This window comes from Streptomyces sp. NBC_00096, from assembly GCF_045041305.1.
Taxonomy (GTDB): domain Bacteria; phylum Actinomycetota; class Actinomycetes; order Streptomycetales; family Streptomycetaceae; genus Streptomyces.
The window spans coordinates 5,482,638-5,500,439 of the sequence record NZ_CP108221.1 but is presented as its reverse complement, the minus strand read 5'-3'; the positions used below and the strand labels follow the sequence as shown (position 1 = coordinate 5,500,439).

The following is a 17,802-nucleotide window of genomic DNA, read 5'->3' as shown; positions in this document are numbered from 1 at the left end:
TCTGTGACCATGCTCGCCGACCGTACGACCGCAGAGACGATGTGGCCGACCGCGTACCCACAGGGGTACGCGGTCGTCGACGTGGAGACCACCGGGCTCGCTCGCGACGACCGGATAATCTCCGCCGCCGTCTACCGGCTCGACGCCCGGGGCAATGTCGAGGACCACTGGTACACGCTGGTCAACCCGCTCCGGGACCCCGGACCCGTGTGGATCCACGGTCTGACCAGCGACATGCTCCAGGACGCCCCGCTCTTCAAGGACATCGCCGAGGAGTTCGCGGGCCGCCTCGCCGACCGGGTGCTGGTCGCGCACAACGCGATCTTCGACTGGCAGATGATCGCCCGCGAGTACGCACGGGCCGACACGACCGCGCCGGTGCGTCAGCGGCTGTGCACCATCGCCCTGTCGAAGGAACTGAACCTCCCGCTGTCCAACCACAAGCTGGAGTCGCTCGCGGCGCACTTCGGCGTGGTCCAGCAGCGCGCCCACCACGCGCTCGACGACGCCCGTGTCCTCGCGGAGGCGTTCCGTCCGTCCCTGCACGCGGCCGCGCGGGACAACGTACGGCTCCCCCTGCTGGAATGCCGGCCGCTGACGGAGTGGTCGGACACCCCCGCCGCCCCGCGCGTCGGGTACCAGGCTTCCTACGGCGCGAGTTCGAGCTGGCGGCCCTCGCGCAAGCGGCCGCCGTGCCCGTACCCCAACCCGGGGCGCTGGGCGGACGGCACGCCGCTCAGGCAGGGGATGCGGATCGCCTTCTCCGGCGACACCTCGGTGGACCGGGAGCTGCTGGAGGACCGTGCGGTCGAGGCGGGCCTGCACATCGCGACGAGCGTGTCCCGGCTCACGAGCCTGCTCGTGACGAACGACCCGGACTCCTCGACCTCCAAGACGGTCAAGGCGAAGTCCTTCGGCACTCCGGTCGTCGACGAGGCGGCCTTCACCCAGCTCCTGCGGGACGTGGCACCGGCACAGGGCTGAGCCGCCGCGGGCCCGGCGGGCCCCCGGCGGGCCCCGGCCGGGCGGGCGGGGACCTGCGGGGCCGCCCGTTGGGCCGGCCGGGTGCAGGCGCGGCGACTCACCCCGGTGGATCTTGTTCCGGTGCGCCGCCCTGCGCAGCATGCGGCCCATGGCACGTTGCGAAGTCTGCGGGAACGATTACGGCATGTCCTTCGAAGTGCACGCGCAGGGCGCCGTGCACGTCTTCGACTGCTTCTCCTGCGCCATTCACCGCATGGCGCCCATCTGCGAGCACTGCCGGGTCCAGATCATCGGGCAGGGCGTCGAGGTCGAGGGGCAGTGGTTCTGCGGCGGACACTGCGCCCGCGCGGAGGGGAAGGTGGGAATCACCGACCGCGTTTGAGGGCCCTCACGGTCCCCGACCCCTCGCTCCCCCTCTCCTCCTCCCCGCCCGGCCTCCCCCTCCCCGCTCGTCCACGACCCCGGACGGCCACCCGGCCGCCGGGGTCCTCGCCGCTGGGGGTACCGTCGTGGGCGTGTACCGCTTTGTACTGACCCGGCAGTGGGTGTGCCTCACCCTCATCGGCCTCGTCCTCATCCCCGCGATGATCAAGCTGGGGTTCTGGCAGTTCCACCGCCATGAGCACCGGGTCGCGCAGAACGAGCTGATCGCCGCCAACCTGCGGGCGGAGCCGGTCCCGATGAGCGGGGTCACCTCCCCCGGCCACGTGGTCCCGCGCGCCGACTACTGGCGCGCCGTGACCGCCACCGGCACCTACGACTCCGCGCACGAGGTCGTCGTGCGCATGCGCACCTCCAACGACGACAAGGTCGGCTTCCACGTCATCACCCCGCTGGTGCTGGCCGACGGCCGGGTCGTGCTCGTCAACCGCGGCTGGGTGGCGGGCGGCGACGACCCGCGCGCCTACCCGCCGGTGCCGGTCGCACCCACGGGCGAGGTCACGGTGACCGGCCGGCTGAAGGCCGACGAGACGAGCGGCGGCAGCGGGATCAAGGACCGCAAGGGCCTGCCGGACCGCCAGGTGATGCTGATCAACAGCGCGCAGCAGGAGCAGTACCTGGGCAAGCCGGTCCTCGGCGGGTACCTGGAACTCACCGCCCCCGTCCCGGCCGACGGGATGCCCGAGGTGGTCGCCGAGCCCGACCACGACTCCATCGGGCCGCACATGGCGTACGCCGTGCAGTGGTGGCTCTTCACCTTGGCGGTGCCGGTGGGCTGGATCGTCCTCGTACGGCGCGAGAAGCGCGACCGCGAGGCGGCCACGGCCGGGGACGGCGGGGATGGCGGAGACGGCGGGGACGGCGGGAATTCCCCTTCGCTGCCGGAGCCGGCGACGACCGCGTAGCGTATCGGCATGGATCTTGGACTGAAGGACCGTGTCTACGTCGTCACCGGCGCCACCAGGGGCCTCGGCTACGCTTCCGCCCGCGAACTGACCGCCGACGGCGCCCGGGTGGTGCTCACCGGCCGGGACGCGGGGCGCGCGCAGGCCGCGGCCGCCGCGCTGGGCCCGAACGCGGCCGGTGTGGCCGCCGACAACTCCGACCCGCAGGCCGCCGCCCGGCTCATCGCGACGGCCCGGGAACGTTTCGGCCGCTTCGACGGCATCCTCATCAGCGTGGGCGGCCCGACGCCGGGTTCGGCCGCGGACAACACCGACGAGCAGTGGACGGCTGCCTTCGAGTCGGTCTTCCTCGGCGCGGTCCGCCTCGCCCGGGCGGCCGCCGCAGAGCTCTCCGAGGGCGGGGTCATCGGCTTCGTCCTGTCCGGCTCCGTCCACGAGCCGATCCCGGGCCTCACCATCTCCAACGGGCTCCGCCCGGGGCTGGCCGGATTCGCGAAGTCCCTCTCGGTGGAGCTGGGCCCGCGCGGCATCCGCGTGGTCGGCCTGCTGCCCGCCCGCATCGACACCGACCGGGTCCGCGAGCTCGACGCCCTGTTCGGGGACGCGGACGCGGCCCGCTCCGGGAACGAATCGCGGATCCCGCTGCGGCGTTACGGCACCCCGGAGGAGTTCGGCCGCTCGGCGGCCTTCCTGCTGTCCCCGGCGGCCTCCTACCTGACCGGCATCATGCTCCCGGTGGACGGCGGCTCGCGGCACGGCTTCTGAGCCCGGGGCCGGACACCACCGCGCGCCTCACGTCACCCGCCGCGCCCGGCGGGGGGTGACGTGCAGCCGGGCCTCCGTCGGGAGCGCCGGGAGCGCCACCGATCCGCGGGCCCGGGCCAGCACCGGCCCGGCGAGGGCCTCCAGCACGTCGGCCGGCACGGCGTGCGGCTCCAGTTCCAGGACGAGCCGCAGGGCGGGGGCCCCGCGCCGCCCGCGCAGCGCCACCCGGCACCGGGCCACGCCCTCCACGGCCTCCCGGACATCGGCCGCCACGGCCTCCTCCAGGGCCCGCCCCCGCAGTACCGCGAACGCCCCGTCCCCGGTGTCCACGAGCACCGCCGGCAGCCGTCCGCGCCGCAGTTGGGACAGCAGCCACCACAGCGCCAGCAGGACGCACGCGCCGAGCCCGGCGAGCACCGCCCACCAGGGCGGCGGCCAGCTCCGGGCCCCCGGCGCCAGCAGGGGCTCGTGGCGGCCCCCGAGCGGCCGGGACGCGGTGAGCACCGCCGCCCCCGCCGCCAGCAGGGCCAGCCCGAGCAGCGCGAGCAGGACCCGGTTCACCACCGCGAGGGTCACCGACGGTTCACCCGTACCCTCGGCCGGAGCGCGTGCGCCAGGCCCAGCTCGTCGACCCCGACGGCCAGTACGGCGTCCAGGTCGGCCCGTACGTCGTCCAGTTCGCGGAAGTGCGAAACGGCCCGGACCCCGACGTGGGCCCGGCCCACCCTGACCCGGACCGACCGCACCCCGGACACCTCCATCGCCCGGTCCCGCAGCACCTGTGCGGCGGCCCTGCGCTCCAGCCCGGCCCGGACCTCCGGGTGTGCGGCCCGCATCGTGAGGATGCCCCGCCGCCCCGGAGCGAGGGCGTACAGCAGCAGCAGGGCCCCGGCCGCGGCCAGGAGCCCGCCACCGATCAGGACCCAGGGGTCCGCAGGGGTGTGCCGCTCCAGGGCGTGGCCGAGGCCGCGGCGCCAGCGCATGCCCGGGCGGTGGGCCCGTACCGCCGCCAGGTCGTACAGGAACAGCCCCGCCACCCCGAGCACGGCGAGCGCCGCCAAGGCCGCCGGGACCCGCCGGGGCGACCGGAAGCGGGCGCTCACCGCAGCCGCCGCTCCCGTCCCGCGGCGGGGCGGGCCCGCGCGGGACGCAGCTGCTCGATGTCGACGTCCACCTCGGGTACGGCCATCTCCGCGTACTCCTCGACGCGGAGGGCGACCTGGCGGCGTACGGCCGCGCACTGGGCGGCGAGGTCGGAGGGGTAGGCCAGCTCCAGGACCACCCGTACCCGGGCGATGTCGTGGTGCACGGTCACGGTGGCGTGCGGCGGGGCCCCGTCCGGAGCCGGCCGGGTGAGCGCCTCCCGCGCGGCCCGGGCCGCGATCTTCGCCACGACCCGGTCGGCGATACGGGTGGCTCCCCGCTCGGCGGCGGGCACGCGGGGCGGCGTGGGCCTGGGGGTGCTCACCGGTCGCGGTCCCGGTCGCGATCCGAGTCGCGATCGCGGCCCTGGCCGCGGCCGTGTCCGCGGGGCCGGAAGAAGTCACCGGGCTCCAGGTCCCCGTCGAGGAACCTGCCGGCGACGAAGCCGATGGCGCCGAGCGCCGCCACCACAAGGAAGGCCCCGAAGCCGCCGAAGTACCCGGCGAACCCCAGTGCCATGCCGGCCACCAGGCCGACGACCGCCATGCTCATCCGGGCTCCTCTACTGCAGTCGGGACTCCGGCTCCTCGTCGTCCTCGTCGGGCAGCTTGACGTCGCTGACCGCGATGTTGACCTCGACGACTTCCAGGCCGGTCATCCGCTCCACCGCCGAGACGACGTTCTCACGGACGGCCCGGGCCACGTCCCGGATCGACACGCCGTAATCCACGACGATCTCCAGGTCGAGGGCGGTCTGCGTTTCGCCGACCTCCGCCTTGACGCCCCGGCTCACGGCGGACTTGGCCCCGCCGGGGACGCGGTCGCGGACGGCGCCGAAGGTACGGGAGAGGCCGCTGCCGCTGCCCATGGCGTGGACGCCGACCACCTCGCGGGCGGCCAGGCCGGCGATCTTCTCGACGACTCCGTCGGCGATGGTCGTCCGGCCGCGGTCGGCGGGGGGCTTGGCGGCGCTGCCGCCCGGTGCGGACTCGCTCATCTGGGGATCCCTTCTCGGGTGCGGGCTCCCGACCAACGTTAAGCCGGGAGCCCCCCGCCCGCTCTCCCCGACGCGGCCGCGCGCGTCTGCCGCTGCGCGGGTCAAGTCCCCTACCCGCCCTTCGCCCGTTCCCCGGGCTCCGCCCGGACCCCTCCTGGGGCTCCGCCCCAGACCCCGCTCCTCAAACGCCGGTGGGGCTGGAATGGCCGCTGCGCGGGGGATCTCCGCGGCTAGTCGGAGAGGCCGGCCAGGTCACGCAGGCGGCGGCCCTGCGCGGCACGCTCCGCCGCGCGCTGGGCCTCGTACGTCCGCCCGCCCGCCCCCTGGAGCAGCGCCTTCGTCTCGATCACCGCGTCCCGCGGCGCCGCCAGCAGCGCCGTGGTGAGGTCCTGGACCGCCGCGTCGAGTTCGCCGGCCGGGACGACCAGGTTGGCGAGGCCGACCCGCTCCGCCTCCTCGGCATGCACGAAACGGCCCGTCGCGCAGATTTCGAGCGCGCGGGCGTAGCCGACGAGCGAGGTCAGCGGCTGGGTGCCGCCGAGGTCGGGGACCAGGCCCAGCCCGGTCTCGCGCATGGCGAACTGCACGTCGTCCGCGACGACGCGCAGATCGCACGCGAGGGCAAGCTGGAAACCGGCACCGATCGCGTGCCCCTGTACGGCGGCGACGGAAACGATGTCATTGCGCCGCCACCAGGTGAACGCCTCCTGGTACTCGGCGATGGTGGAGTCGAGCAGTTCCTCGGAACCGCGCGCCAGGTCGAGGAAGGACGGCTCGCCCTCGAAGCCTTCGGGGGTGAACGCCTGCCGGTCGAGCCCTGCGGAGAAGGACTTCCCTTCGCCGCGCAGCACGACGACCCGGACGGTGCCCGGCAATGACCTTCCAGCCTCCGCCAACGCCCGCCAGAGCGCGGGGGATTGAGCGTTTCGCTTGGCCGGATTGGTCAGTGTCACCGTGGCGACCGTGTCGTCGACGGTGAGCCGTACGCCGTCCTTGTCGAGCAGAGCCATCTGTGTGCCTCCGGTGGGTTGTGCCGTCGTTCGGCCGTGGTGTCGACCTAAGTGACTGCACAGTAACCACCCAGCCGGCCATGGAGCCGACCGGGGGTCACCGAAGGACGGTGGAACTGGAACCGGTAAAGCTGAATACGGAAAACCGCCGGAACCAAGTGGAACCAAGTGGTCAGGCCGTAGCCGCCTTCTTGCCGCGTGTCGCGCCACCGCGACCGCGCAGCGTGACTCCGGACTCGCTGAGCATCCGATGGACGAATCCGTAGGACCGGCCGGTCGATTCGGCCAGCGCCCGGATACTCGCACCGGAGTCGTACTGCTTCTTCAGGTCTGCCGCGAGCTTGTCGCGCGCGGCGCCGGTTACCCGGCTGCCCTTCTTCAGAGTCTCGGCCACCCGTGCCTCCTCTATGGGAAGTGCGCTCTGGACTTCTCATGATCACCCCTCCCCGGCTTCCTGGCCACCCATTCAGCAAGGTCGGTACGACGGCATTTCCCGAGGGGTGGACGCCCGAGCAGAACGGAATCTTCTCTTCCGCTGCATGACCTCCGTCACATTCGCGCTCCCCCGGCATGAATCGCCAGGTCAGGGGCCGGAGCGGAAAAACGGAAGACCCCGGCCGCGCATCCGTCGGGATGCGGCCGGGGTCGTCATCGAGCGTGGAGCGGTATGAGACCGACTCACTCAGATGATGGATCACGCCTGAGCCGAATGATCCATAAGCAACTGGATCACCTTCGGCCCGGACGCCGGAGCGGAAGCGGAACCGCCTCAGGCGAGCGCCACGAGGTCCCGGTAGTCCGGGCCCCACAGGTCCTCGACGCCGTCCGGAAGCAGGATGATCCGCTCCGGCTCCAGCGCCTCCACCGCGCCCTCGTCGTGCGTGACGAGGATGACGGCGCCCTTGTACGTGCGCAGGGCGCCCAGGATCTCCTCGCGGCTGGCCGGGTCGAGGTTGTTGGTGGGCTCGTCGAGCAGCAGCACGTTCGCCGAGGAGACGACCAGGGTCGCCAGGGCCAGCCGGGTCTTCTCGCCACCGGACAGGACGCCCGCGGGCTTGTCCACGTCGTCGCCGGAGAAGAGGAACGAGCCGAGCGTCTTGCGGACGGCGACCAGGTCCAGGTCCGGGGCCGAGGAGCGCATGTTCTCCAGGACCGAGCGCTCCGGGTCCAGGGTCTCGTGCTCCTGGGCGTAGTAGCCGAGCTTGAGGCCGTGGCCGGGGACGACCGAGCCCGTGTCGGGCTTCTCGGTGCCCGAGAGCAGACGCAGCAGCGTGGTCTTGCCGGCGCCGTTGAGGCCGAGGATGACGACGCGGGAACCCTTGTCGATGGCCAGGTCGACGTCGGTGAAGATCTCCAGCGAGCCGTAGGACTTCGACAGGCCCTCGGCGGTGAGCGGGGTCTTGCCGCAGGGCGCCGGGTCCGGGAAGCGGAGCTTGGCGACCTTGTCGGAGGCGCGGACCGCCTCCAGGCCCGCGAGCAGGCGGTCGGCGCGCTTGGCCATGTTCTGCGCGGCGACGGTCTTCGTGGCCTTGGCGCGCATCTTGTCGGCCTGCGAGTTCAGCGCCGCGGCCTTCTTCTCGGCGTTCTGGCGCTCGCGCTTGCGGCGCTTCTCGTCGGCCTCGCGCTGCTGCTGGTAGAGCTTCCAGCCCATGTTGTAGACGTCGATCTGGGAGCGGTTGGCGTCCAGGTAGAACACCTTGTTGACGACCGTCTCGACCAGGTCCACGTCGTGGGAGATCACGATGAAGCCACCGCGGTAGGTCTTGAGGTAGTCGCGCAGCCACACGATGGAGTCGGCGTCGAGGTGGTTGGTCGGCTCGTCGAGGAGGAGGGTGTCGGCGTCCGAGAAGAGGATCCGGGCGAGCTCGACGCGGCGGCGCTGACCACCGGAGAGGGTGTGCAGCGGCTGGCCGAGCACCCGGTCGGGCAGGCCGAGGGCGGCCGAGATGGTCGCGGCCTCGGACTCGGCGGCGTACCCGCCCTTGGTGAGGAACTCGGTCTCCTGGCGCTCGTACTGGCGCAGCGCCTTCTCGCGGGTGGCGCCGGCGCCGGAGGAGATGCGCTCCTCGTTCATCCGCATCTTCTTGAGCAGGACGTCCAGGCCGCGCGCGGACAGGATCCGGTCGCTGGCCAGCACGTCGAGGTCGCCGGTGCGCGGGTCCTGCGGGAGGTAGCCGACCTCACCGGAGCGGGCGATGCTGCCGGCGGCGGGCTGGCCCTCACCGGCGAGGCACTTGGTGAGGGTGGTCTTGCCGGCTCCGTTGCGGCCGACGAGGCCGATCCGGTCGCCCTTGGCGACGCGGAAGGAAGCGTTCTCGATGAGGATGCGGGCGCCGGCGCGCAGCTCGATGCCGGTGGCGGTGATCACGGAAATACTCCAGGGCGGTCGGGACGGCGGAAGGGGGGCAGGACGCGATGCTTCGACGCCGCTAATCCGCGAGGAGATTTGCCATGGAAGTCATTCTACCGGGGGCCCGCAACTACTTTCGGGCCCGGCCGCCCCCCGCCGGACGGACCGCACCCCCTATCCCGCGTCCCCCGTTCGGCCCAGGGGATACGTCTGCGGACCGCGGGGCGTATGAGGATGAACGGGTTGATACTCGCCGCAGGGGCGGACACGTGACCCGTAGCCCCCTTGCCGCAGGAATGGAGGGCGGTGCGGGATGCAGTTCGACGACAACGCCAATCTGGACACTTCCGAGGTCAAGGATGTGCGCGGCAGCCGCGTCCCGGGCGGGCGGGCCACCATCGGCGGCGGCATCATCGGTTTCATCGCACTCGTCATCGGGCTCGTGTTCGGGGTGGGCCCGGAGCAGCTGGGCCTGTCCGACGGGAGTCCGGAGCCCTCGTCGACCTCCTCCTCCGTCGCCCAGGTCCAGCAGTCCTGCAAGACCGGGCACGACGCGAACGCCAAGGAGGACTGCCGGCTGGTGGCGGTGATCAACAGCACCCAGGACTTCTGGAAGCAGGAGTTCGCCAGGCGCGGCTCGCAGTACACCCCGGCGCAGACGGTGTTCTTCACCGGGAAGGTGGGCACCGCCTGCGGGGCGGCCACCTCGGCGGTCGGACCGTTCTACTGCCCCGGTGACCGGCAGGTCTATCTGGACCTGGGCTTCTTCAACGAACTGCGCACGAAGTTCGGGGCGAGCGGCGGGCCCTTCGCCCAGGCGTACGTGGTGGCCCACGAGTACGGGCACCACATCCAGAACCTGACCGGCACCCTGCAGAAGGCCCAGGACGGCCGGCAGGGCGCGAACAGCAACGCGGTCCGGGTCGAGCTGCAGGCCGACTGCTACGCCGGCGTCTGGGCGCACAACGCGACGAAGACCCCGGACGAGTCCACGGGCCGGCCGCTGATCACCAGCCTGACCGACCAGGACATCAAGGACGGCCTGGACGCGGCGGCCGCGGTCGGTGACGACCGGATCCAGGAGAAGTTCCAGGGCCGGGTGACCCCGGAGTCCTGGACGCACGGCTCGGCCGAACAGCGCCAGCAGTGGTTCTACCAGGGCTACCGCACGGGCGACATGGCCCAGTGCAACACCTTCCGCTGACTGTCAGTGGTGCCTGCCATGCTGTGACGTGGGTCACCGTTCACACACGGCACAAGAGGGAGTGATCGTCATGGCAGGCGTTCCGACCGTCTATCCGACACTGCTGTACACCGACGCCAAGGCCGCCATCCAGCAGCTCACGGAGGCATTCGGCTTCACCCAGGTCGCGGCGTACGAGGGGGAGGACGGCGCCGTGATGCACGCGGAGCTGTCGTACGGGAACGGCATGGTGATGCTCGGCAGCAAGGGCCGCGGCGGCGCCTTCGACAAGGCCATGGAGGCGGCCGGCCCCGCCGGGGTCTATGTGGTCGTCGGTGACGTGGACGCCCACCACCGCCGGGCCGTCGAGCACGGCGTGGAGATCCTGATGGAGCCGGCCGACCAGGACTACGGCTCGCGGGACTACATGGCGCGCGACACCGAGGGCAATGTGTGGAGCTTCGGGACGTACGCACCGCAGGTCTGAGCCGCGGCGCGTACGCCCTCACCCGTACGGGCGCTACGCGCCGCCGGTGTGCACCTGGAAGGCCGCCCGGCGTACCGCCTTGGCCAGGGCGGGGTCCGGGTGGGCGGCGGCCAGCGCGACCAGCACCTGCACCGTGCGGGGGTGGCCGACGGCGCGGACCTCGTCCAGCAGCCGGGGAACCGTGGTCCGCACGGCCGAGTCCAGGTGCCGGGCCAGCAGCTCGGCTTCGCCGTGGTCGGCGATGGCCGCCGCGGTGTCCACCCAGAGCCAGGTCTGCTCCTCGGCGGTGAGCACGTCCTGCGCCTCGTCGGGGTCCACCCCGTCGTGCTCGGCGAGCCAGAGCAGGGCGTAGGGGCGCAGGGTCCCCTCGCGGGAGGCCTTGCGCACCTCGGGCTCGGCGGGGGCTCCGACCACGCGCAGCGCCTCGAAGGCGAGCCCGCGCAGCAGGGCGTCCTCGCCGCGGGCCGCGTGCAGCAGCTCCGAGACGGCGTGACCGACGGGCCGGGCGGCCAGCCAGGCCTGGTACTCGGCGCGGGCCGGGCCCGGGGTCAGCCGCGCGCAGCCGTGGAGCATGGCGGCGGCGGACTGCTCGATGTTGCCGGCCGGGCTCTGCGCGGCGACGCAGATCTGTTCCAGCTTGACCCAGACGGCCCAGCTGCCGAGGGGGGTGAGGGTGGCCCGGGCGGGGCCGAGGGTGACGGCGTCCACGGCGGCGAGCCCGCCGAGCGCCCAGCGCAGCAGCCGGGCGAGCGGGACGGGCGGCGCGGGGTCGGCCTCGCCGTGGCCGGCCGCGTGCGCGGCGGCCTCGTAGGGGACTTCGCACCGCTCGTCGCGCAGTTCGTCCACGCGCTGCCCGAGCAGGTCCAGCAGATCGGGGACGGTCACGGGACCGGCGGAGAGCTGGAGCAGGGAGAGCAGCTGGGGCATGGCCTCGACGACCTCGGCGACGACCGCGGGGGCGATGTCGGCGGGGGCCGGGTGGACCAGTGACCAGGCGTCGAAGAGGGCGACCCAGCCGCGCAGTACGGCCGTGTCGTCCCGGTCCCAGGCGCGCAGGCGCCAGCCGGGGCGGGCATGGCCGCCGTGCATCTCGATCAGGCCGGAGAGCCGGGCCCGGTCCCAGCCGACCCGGATCTGGCCGGGTGTCAGATTCAGCTGGGCGGCGGCGCGTTCGGCGTCGGCCGCGGGCAGCGCACCCGTCGGGGCGGGCCTGTCGCCGCCCCCCGCGCCGAGGTGGAGCTCGGCCCAGCGGGCGAGCCGCACGGCGTCGGCGAGCGAGGCGCGGGCCCTGTTCGCGAGGTCGGCCGTGGCGGGGGTACCCGCCGGAGGCCTGGGGGCGGTCCGGGTTCGCCGGTCGGTCACCGCCTTGCGGGCCGTGGCGACGGACCGCGGTGAGATGAGTCGGAGTCTGGAGTCGCGAGCCAACTGCTCATCAGGCTTTCGGGACGTCACGTGAGCAGTCTCGCCCGTCACTGGCCGAAAGCCCAAACGGAACCGGCCATTGCCACCTGGCCCGCGAGGGACAGACCGGGACAACCCGCCCTCCCCGTCCCGTCCGGCGCACATTCTTCGGACACCTCGTCCGACGCCCCGTCACACGGCGCGCTACATGAAAGGGGTCAGGAAGCGGCGCAGCGCCTCTTCGTACGCGGCCGGATCGGCGTTCCACATCGCCCCGTGCCCGGCCCCGGGGACGGAGCGCAGGGTGACCAGGTCGGGGCGGGCGGCGGCGAGCCGGCGGGAGGGTTCCCAGGGGGCGAGCGTGTCGTCGGGGCCGTGGAAGATCAGGACCGGAATCCTCAGGGCCCCCGGATCCGCACCCGGAGCCCGTCGGTCCACCCGCAGGCCCGCGCGGCCCTCGGCCGCCTTGACGGCGAACGGGAGGAGCGGGGCGGGGGTGCGGCGGGCCGCGGCGAGGGCGCGCAGGGTGGCGTGCCAGTCCAGCACGGGCGAGTCGAGGACCAGCCCGGAGATCCGGTCGGCCAGGGCGGAGCGCTCGGCGGCGTGCAGGGCCATGGTGGCGCCGGTGGACCAGCCGTGCAGGACGACCCGGCGGGCGCCGTAGCGCAGGGCGTAGCGGATGGCGGCGTCGAGATCGCGCCATTCGGACTCCCCGAGGTGGCCGAGGCCGTCCGGAGAGGCGGGCGCACCGAGGTCGCCCCGGTAGCCGATGTCCAGGACGGGGAGCCGGTGGTGGTGGAGGAAGGGCATGACCACCATCGGGTGCTCCCGGGTGGCACCCAGCCCGTGGACGGTGATCACCCAGGTGTCGCGGGCCCCGGGCACGAACCAGGCGGGCAGTGCGCCGAGCTCTCCCGGAACGTCCACGTCGGCGTGGTCCAGCCCGAGGGCGGTGCCCGGGTTGCCCAGGTGGATCTGGGGGGTGAGGGTGACGCGGGTCCCGGGGTCGAGGCTGCCGTGGGTGACGGCGACGAGCCGGCGCACCACGGTGTCGGGGCCGTGCGGGGCGTCGGGGAGGAGCGGTCCGACCACGGCGTGCACCCCGGGCGCGGTGAGTCCGTACGTACCGGGACGCAGGGAGGCCAGCGAACGGGTCAGCTCCACCCGGCCGGCCGCGGTGGAGTGGACGCTGAGCCGGGGGCTGCCCGGGAGCGGCTGGCCGGGCTCGGTCCGCAGGGCCGCGTCGGCGGCGTACCGGCCGGCGAGCGCGGCGGCGGTCACGGCGGCCGCGCCGGCGCCGAGCAGAGTCGTGGTGACGGCCGCTGCCGTCGCTGTAGCGGTGCGCACCGCTCCAGTGTCGGGTCGGACGTGACGGAGGGCCACCGGAGGACCACGGGTGGACCATGGGAGGCCACGGGAGAACCGGCGGAAGATCGGCGGAAGACCGGCGGAGGAGCCACGGCGGACCGGCGGACCGGCGGAGGGCACGATTCCGATCACGGCCCTCCAGGGGCGGCCCGGGAGGGTGATCTAGATCTCTTCCGCCCTGGCACGCGCGGGGACGCCATGCCACAGGTCCCGGTCCACGAGATGCCGACACCCCGCTGTGACTTGCACTAATGGATGTATCGGCGCCCCTTCCGGGACGAAGGTCCCGATCGGGTGCCGGGTCGATACACCGCATGACCCCTGGCAGTTCACCTTCCGTTCATCCAGGTTGCCTACGGTCCACGAACCACTGACGTCAAACAGAAGCCTGGGTAAATGGAGCACATAACGCTTCTCCTCGGGATCGTGATCATCACCGCTCTCGTGTTCGATTTCACGAACGGTTTTCACGACACGGCCAACGCGATGGCCACCACCATCTCGACCGGCGCCCTCAAGCCCAAGACCGCGGTGGCCATGTCCGCCGTGCTCAACCTCGTCGGCGCTTTCATGTCCGTGGAGGTCGCCAAGACGATCTCCAAGGGCCTGGTCAACGAGGAAGGCATCCAGCCGGAGGTCATCTTCGCCGCCCTGGTCGGCGCGATCCTCTGGAACCTCGTCACCTGGCTGGTGGGACTGCCCTCCAGCTCCTCGCACGCCCTGATGGGCGGCCTGATCGGTGCCGCGGTCGCTTCGGCCGGCATGGGCGCGGTCAACGGCAGCGTCGTCGTCACCAAGGTGCTGATCCCCGCGATCGCCGCTCCGATCGTCGCCGGCGTCGCCGCGTACCTGGCCGCGAAGGTCACGTACAAGGTCGGCAAGGGCATGGGCGAGAAGACCTCGGCCAAGGGTTACCGCGCCGGTCAGATCGCCTCCGCCGGTCTCGTCTCCCTCGCGCACGGCACCAACGACGCGCAGAAGACGATGGGCATCATCACCCTGGCGCTCGTCGCCGGCGGTGCCATCGCCCCCGGCTCCAACCCGCCGGTCTGGGTCATCGTCTCGGCCGGCATGGCCATCGCGATGGGCACCTACCTGGGCGGCTGGCGCATCATCCGCACCATGGGCAGCGGCCTGACCGACCTGCAGCCGCAGCAGGGCTTCGCCGCCCAGACCTCGGCCGCCAGCGTCATCCTCGCCTCCTCGCACCTCGGCTTCTCCCTCTCCACCACCCACGCGTGCTCCGGCGCCGTCATGGGTGCGGGCCTGGGCCGCAAGGGCGGTGTGGTCCGCTGGTCCACCGCCACCCGCATGTTCATCGCGTGGGGCCTGACCCTGCCGGCCGCGGCCCTGGTCGCCTCCGGCGCCGAGCTGGTCATGCGCACCGGGGACATCGGCGTCACCGCCGTCGCGCTCTTCCTGGTCGGCTCCTGCGTCGCCATCTGGTTCATCTCGCGCCGCCAGGTCGTCGACCACACCAACGTCACCGAGGTGGCCCCGGCCGCCGCCGGGGAGCCGGGCGTGGTCACCACGGCCATGGCCGCCGTCGCCGTCCCGCCGATCGCGGGCACCCCCGCCGCCGGCACGACCGCCGCGGTGACCGACGAAGCCTTCAAGGCCACCATCCCGGCCGCCCCGGCGACCCCCGCGGCTCCCGCCGCCGCGGTCTGACCCCGAGAACGACAGAGGAATCCGCAGCATGAAGATCGACTGGGCAGCACTCGGCTCCGTCTTCGGGGTCAGCCTCAGCGCCACCGTCGTCCTCGTGACCCTGTTCACCCTGGGTCTGATGGGCCTGTCCAAGCACGAGGCCGCCACCGAGCGGGGCGGCGCCGCCACCCTGGCCCGCAGCGGCGCCTACGCCTGCTTCGCGCTCTGCGCGGCGGCCGTGAGCTACGGGATCTACCTGATCGTCGCCTGAACCACCCGCGTCGCTCGCGTCACCCGCACCACATGCATCACCTGCGTCACCTGCGTCACCTGATGGCGACGGCTCCCTCCGGGTCCTCCCGGGGGGAGCTTTCGCATGCCCCGGCCCACCCGTCACCACCACCCCACCGCAGGTCAACGGCGAGTTGACGGGCATTCGCGCTGCGTGGTGGACTGCCCGAGCCATTACGGCGGCATGGAGAGGAAGTCCGGTGCGAATCCGGCGCGGTCCCGCCACTGTCACCGGAGCACTCGGCCCGAGTGCGTCCGGGAGCCAGGAACTCTCACCGCCGGACACGTCGAACCAGGGCGCGGACCCTGAGCGAGGACATACCTGCCACCATGCGTGCCGATCGCGTCTTCGCGTACGGCGCCACGGCCGGCCTGATCGGCGACCGGATCCTCGGGGATCCGCGCCGAGGGCACCCCGTGGCCGCCTTCGGACGAGCCGCCGCCGCCGTCGAACGCGCCCTGTGGCGCGACGACCGCGCGCGGGGCGCCCTGCACACGCTGGTGTGCGCCGGGGGTGCGGCCGCCGTCGGCGCGCTCGGCGCCCGCGCCGTGCGCTCCCGGCCCGCGGCCGCCCGTATCGCCCTCACCGCAGCCGCCACCTGGGCCGTCGTGGGCGGCACCTCGCTGGGCCGCGAGGCCCGCACCATCGGCGGAGCCCTGGCCGCCGGGGACGCCGCGGCGGCCCGGGAACGGCTGCCGCACCTGTGCGGCCGCGACCCGCAGGCCCTGGACGAGCAGCAGATGGCCCGCGCCGTGGTGGAGTCCGTGGCCGAGAACACCTCCGACGCGGTGGTCGGGGCCCTGGTGTGGGGCGCCGTCGCCGGCGTCCCCGGGCTGCTGGCCTTCCGCGCCGTGAACACCCTGGACGCGATGGTCGGCCACAAGTCCCCCCGCCACCTGCGCTACGGCTGGGCCTCCGCCCGGCTGGACGACGTCGCGGGCTGGCCGGGCGCCCGGCTGACGGCGCTGGCCGCCGTCCTGGCCGGGCCCGACCGGGCGGGAGCCGTACGGGCCTGGCGCGCGGACGCCGCTAAGCACCCGAGCCCCAACGCCGGACCGGTGGAGTCCTCCTTCGCCGGGGCGCTGGGCGTACGGCTCGGCGGGACCCTCGCCTACGGGGGCCGGGTCGAACACCGGGCCGTGCTGAACGGCGCGGCCGGGCGGCCCGTGGAGGTCGCCGACATCGAACGGGCGGTACGGCTGTCGCGCCAGGTGACCTGGGTGGCGCTGGGGGCCTGTGTGGCCGCCCGGATGCTGGTCTCCCGCATGGCCGGCACTTCCCGTACAGGAAAGGGGCGCGCATGAGCGGCGCGAAGCGCGGCGGGGGACTCCTCGTCGCCGGTACGACCTCGGACGCCGGCAAGAGCGTGGTCACGGCGGGCATCTGCCGGTGGCTGGCCCGCAGCGGTGTGAAGGTGGCCCCGTTCAAGGCCCAGAACATGTCGCTGAACTCCTTCGTGACGAGGGAGGGCGCCGAGATCGGCCGCGCGCAGGCCATGCAGGCACAGGCGGCCCGCGTGGAGCCGACCGCGCTGATGAACCCGGTGCTGCTCAAGCCGGGCAGCGACCGCAGCAGCCAGGTGGTGCTGCTGGGCAAGCCGGTCGGCGAGATGAGCGCGCGCGGCTACCACGGCGGACGCCAGGAACAGCTGCTCGGCATCGTCACGGACTGCCTGGAGCAGTTGCGGGGCACGTATGACGCCGTGATCTGCGAGGGGGCGGGCAGCCCGGCCGAGATCAACCTGCGCCGGACCGACATCGTGAACATGGGCATCGCGCGGGCCGCGCGGTTCCCGGTGGTCGTGGTCGGCGACATCGACCGCGGCGGGGTCTTCGCGTCCTTCTTCGGCACGACGGCGCTGCTCTCGCCGGAGGACCAGTCACTGATCGCGGGCTACCTGGTCAACAAGTTCCGCGGCGACGTCAGCCTGCTGGAACCGGGCATGGAGATGCTGCGGGGCCTGACCGGCCGGGCGACGTACGGCGTGCTCCCCTTCCAGCACGGTCTGGGCATCGACGAGGAGGACGGCCTGCGGGTCTCCCTGCGGGGTGCCGTACGGGAATCCGTGGTCGCCCCGCCCGTGGGCGAGGACGTGCTGCGGGTCGCGGTGTGCGCGGTTCCGCTGATGTCGAACTTCACCGACGTCGACGCGCTGGCGGCGGAGCCGGGTGTGGTGGTGCGGTTCGTGGACCGGGCCGAGGAACTGGCCGACGCGGACCTGGTCGTCGTACCCGGCACCCGTGGCACGGTGAAGGCCCTCGCCTGGCTCCGGGAGCGCGGGCTCGCCGAAGCGCTGGTGCGTCGGGCCGCGGAGGGGCGGCCGGTGCTGGGGATCTGCGGCGGGTTCCAGGTGCTCGGCGAACACATCGAGGACGAGGTCGAATCGAAGGCCGGCTCGGTGCCGGGGCTCGGGCTGCTGCCCGTACGGATCCGCTTCGAGCGGGAGAAGACCCTGGCGCGGCCGGTGGGTTCGGCGCTGGGCGAGCCCGTCGAGGGGTACGAGATCCACCACGGCGTGGCCGAAGTCCTGGGCGGGACCCCCTTCCTGGACGGGTGCCGGGTCGGTTCGGTGTGGGGCACGCACTGGCACGGCTCCCTGGAGTCGGACGGCTTCCGGCGCGCCTTCCTGCGCGAGGTCGCCTCCGCTGCCGGCCGCCGCTTCGTCCCGGCCCCGGACACGTCCTTCGCCACCCTGCGGGAGGAGCAGCTGGACCTGCTCGGTGACCTGATCGAGGAACACGCGGACACCGCTGCGCTGCTCCGCCTGATCGAGACCGGCGCCCCGCCGGCCCTCCCCTTCCTCCCCCCGGGCGCGCCGTGACCCCC

General features: G+C 73.2%; 20 protein-coding genes and 1 riboswitch. Of the genes, 10 read left to right on the top strand and 10 right to left on the bottom strand.

What is annotated here, in order from left to right; translation table 11 throughout:
- The first annotated feature begins 3 nt into the window (after positions 1-3).
- The 4 genes from OG904_RS24305 (at position 4) to OG904_RS24290 (ending at position 3,095) form a co-directional block, all read left to right on the top strand.
- A complete protein-coding gene (locus tag OG904_RS24305; protein WP_405494334.1) occupies positions 4-984 on the top strand; it encodes a DEDDh family exonuclease in 981 nt (326 codons plus the stop codon).
- Positions 985-1,132: 148 nt separating this feature from the next.
- Entirely contained in the window at positions 1,133-1,366 is a 234-nt protein-coding gene (locus OG904_RS24300; protein ID WP_112453882.1) for a hypothetical protein, read from the top strand.
- Positions 1,367-1,499: 133 nt separating this feature from the next.
- Positions 1,500-2,330 carry an SURF1 family protein gene (locus OG904_RS24295; protein WP_405494331.1) on the top strand — a complete coding sequence of 277 codons (831 nt, stop codon included), beginning with the start codon at positions 1,500-1,502 and terminating at the stop codon, positions 2,328-2,330.
- A gap of 9 nt (positions 2,331-2,339) precedes the next feature.
- A complete protein-coding gene (locus tag OG904_RS24290) occupies positions 2,340-3,095 on the top strand; it encodes an SDR family oxidoreductase (protein WP_405494329.1) in 756 nt (251 codons plus the stop codon).
- Positions 3,096-3,122: 27 nt separating this feature from the next.
- Here OG904_RS24290 and OG904_RS24285 read toward each other — a convergent pair whose 3' ends face one another.
- The 8 genes from OG904_RS24285 to OG904_RS24250 form a co-directional block, all read right to left on the bottom strand.
- Positions 3,123-3,671, bottom strand: a complete 549-nt coding sequence (locus OG904_RS24285) for an alkaline shock response membrane anchor protein AmaP (RefSeq protein ID WP_405494327.1) — start codon at positions 3,669-3,671, stop codon at positions 3,123-3,125.
- Positions 3,668-4,198 (bottom strand): DUF6286 domain-containing protein, encoded by a 531-nt coding sequence (locus OG904_RS24280; protein ID WP_405494325.1) that lies wholly within the window; start codon positions 4,196-4,198, stop codon positions 3,668-3,670. The genes OG904_RS24285 and OG904_RS24280 overlap by 4 nt, the downstream gene beginning before the upstream one ends.
- Positions 4,195-4,563 carry a hypothetical protein gene (locus tag OG904_RS24275; RefSeq protein WP_405494323.1) on the bottom strand — a complete coding sequence of 123 codons (369 nt, stop codon included), beginning with the start codon at positions 4,561-4,563 and terminating at the stop codon, positions 4,195-4,197. The genes OG904_RS24280 and OG904_RS24275 overlap by 4 nt, the downstream gene beginning before the upstream one ends.
- Positions 4,560-4,790, bottom strand: a complete 231-nt coding sequence (locus OG904_RS24270) for a hypothetical protein (RefSeq protein ID WP_405494321.1) — start codon at positions 4,788-4,790, stop codon at positions 4,560-4,562. The genes OG904_RS24275 and OG904_RS24270 overlap by 4 nt, the downstream gene beginning before the upstream one ends.
- Before the next feature lie 10 nt (positions 4,791-4,800).
- Positions 4,801-5,235: an Asp23/Gls24 family envelope stress response protein gene (locus tag OG904_RS24265; protein ID WP_405494319.1), complete on the bottom strand. Its 435-nt coding sequence runs from the start codon at positions 5,233-5,235 to the stop codon at positions 4,801-4,803.
- A gap of 230 nt (positions 5,236-5,465) precedes the next feature.
- Positions 5,466-6,245 (bottom strand): enoyl-CoA hydratase/isomerase family protein, encoded by a 780-nt coding sequence (locus OG904_RS24260; protein WP_405494317.1) that lies wholly within the window; start codon positions 6,243-6,245, stop codon positions 5,466-5,468.
- Between the two features lie 172 nt (positions 6,246-6,417).
- Positions 6,418-6,639, bottom strand: a complete 222-nt coding sequence (locus OG904_RS24255; protein WP_204357858.1) for a helix-turn-helix domain-containing protein — start codon at positions 6,637-6,639, stop codon at positions 6,418-6,420.
- A gap of 375 nt (positions 6,640-7,014) precedes the next feature.
- Positions 7,015-8,613, bottom strand: a complete 1,599-nt coding sequence (locus OG904_RS24250) for an ABC-F family ATP-binding cassette domain-containing protein (protein WP_405494314.1) — start codon at positions 8,611-8,613, stop codon at positions 7,015-7,017.
- A 295-nt stretch (positions 8,614-8,908) separates the two neighbouring features.
- On the opposite strand from OG904_RS24250, the gene OG904_RS24245 reads away from it, so the two are divergent.
- Positions 8,909-9,799: a neutral zinc metallopeptidase gene (locus tag OG904_RS24245; protein WP_405494312.1), complete on the top strand. Its 891-nt coding sequence runs from the start codon at positions 8,909-8,911 to the stop codon at positions 9,797-9,799.
- 70 nt (positions 9,800-9,869) lie between these two features.
- Entirely contained in the window at positions 9,870-10,265 is a 396-nt protein-coding gene (locus OG904_RS24240) for a VOC family protein (protein WP_405494310.1), read from the top strand.
- A 33-nt stretch (positions 10,266-10,298) separates the two neighbouring features.
- On the opposite strand, the gene OG904_RS24235 is transcribed toward OG904_RS24240, so the two are convergent.
- Both OG904_RS24235 and OG904_RS24230 read right to left on the bottom strand, forming a co-directional pair.
- Entirely contained in the window at positions 10,299-11,717 is a 1,419-nt protein-coding gene (locus OG904_RS24235; RefSeq protein ID WP_405494308.1) for a hypothetical protein, read from the bottom strand.
- A 153-nt stretch (positions 11,718-11,870) separates the two neighbouring features.
- Complete coding sequence (locus tag OG904_RS24230; protein ID WP_405494306.1) at positions 11,871-13,013, bottom strand: alpha/beta hydrolase family protein; 1,143 nt, start codon at positions 13,011-13,013, stop codon at positions 11,871-11,873.
- Between the two features lie 417 nt (positions 13,014-13,430).
- On the opposite strand from OG904_RS24230, the gene OG904_RS24225 reads away from it, so the two are divergent.
- The 4 genes from OG904_RS24225 to OG904_RS24210 all read left to right on the top strand — a co-directional run bounded on the left by OG904_RS24225 (position 13,431) and on the right by OG904_RS24210 (position 17,797).
- Positions 13,431-14,705, top strand: a complete 1,275-nt coding sequence (locus tag OG904_RS24225; RefSeq protein ID WP_405494304.1) for an anion permease — start codon at positions 13,431-13,433, stop codon at positions 14,703-14,705.
- A gap of 28 nt (positions 14,706-14,733) precedes the next feature.
- Positions 14,734-14,955, top strand: a complete 222-nt coding sequence (locus tag OG904_RS24220; RefSeq protein WP_328297956.1) for a hypothetical protein — start codon at positions 14,734-14,736, stop codon at positions 14,953-14,955.
- Positions 14,956-15,116: 161 nt separating this feature from the next.
- Positions 15,117-15,267: riboswitch (cobalamin riboswitch) on the top strand.
- A gap of 38 nt (positions 15,268-15,305) precedes the next feature.
- Complete coding sequence (locus OG904_RS24215; RefSeq protein ID WP_405494302.1) at positions 15,306-16,280, top strand: cobalamin biosynthesis protein; 975 nt, start codon at positions 15,306-15,308, stop codon at positions 16,278-16,280.
- Positions 16,277-17,797 carry a cobyric acid synthase gene (locus tag OG904_RS24210; protein ID WP_405494300.1) on the top strand — a complete coding sequence of 507 codons (1,521 nt, stop codon included), beginning with the start codon at positions 16,277-16,279 and terminating at the stop codon, positions 17,795-17,797. Before OG904_RS24215 ends, OG904_RS24210 begins: the two co-directional genes overlap by 4 nt.
- Positions 17,798-17,802: the final 5 nt, after the last annotated feature.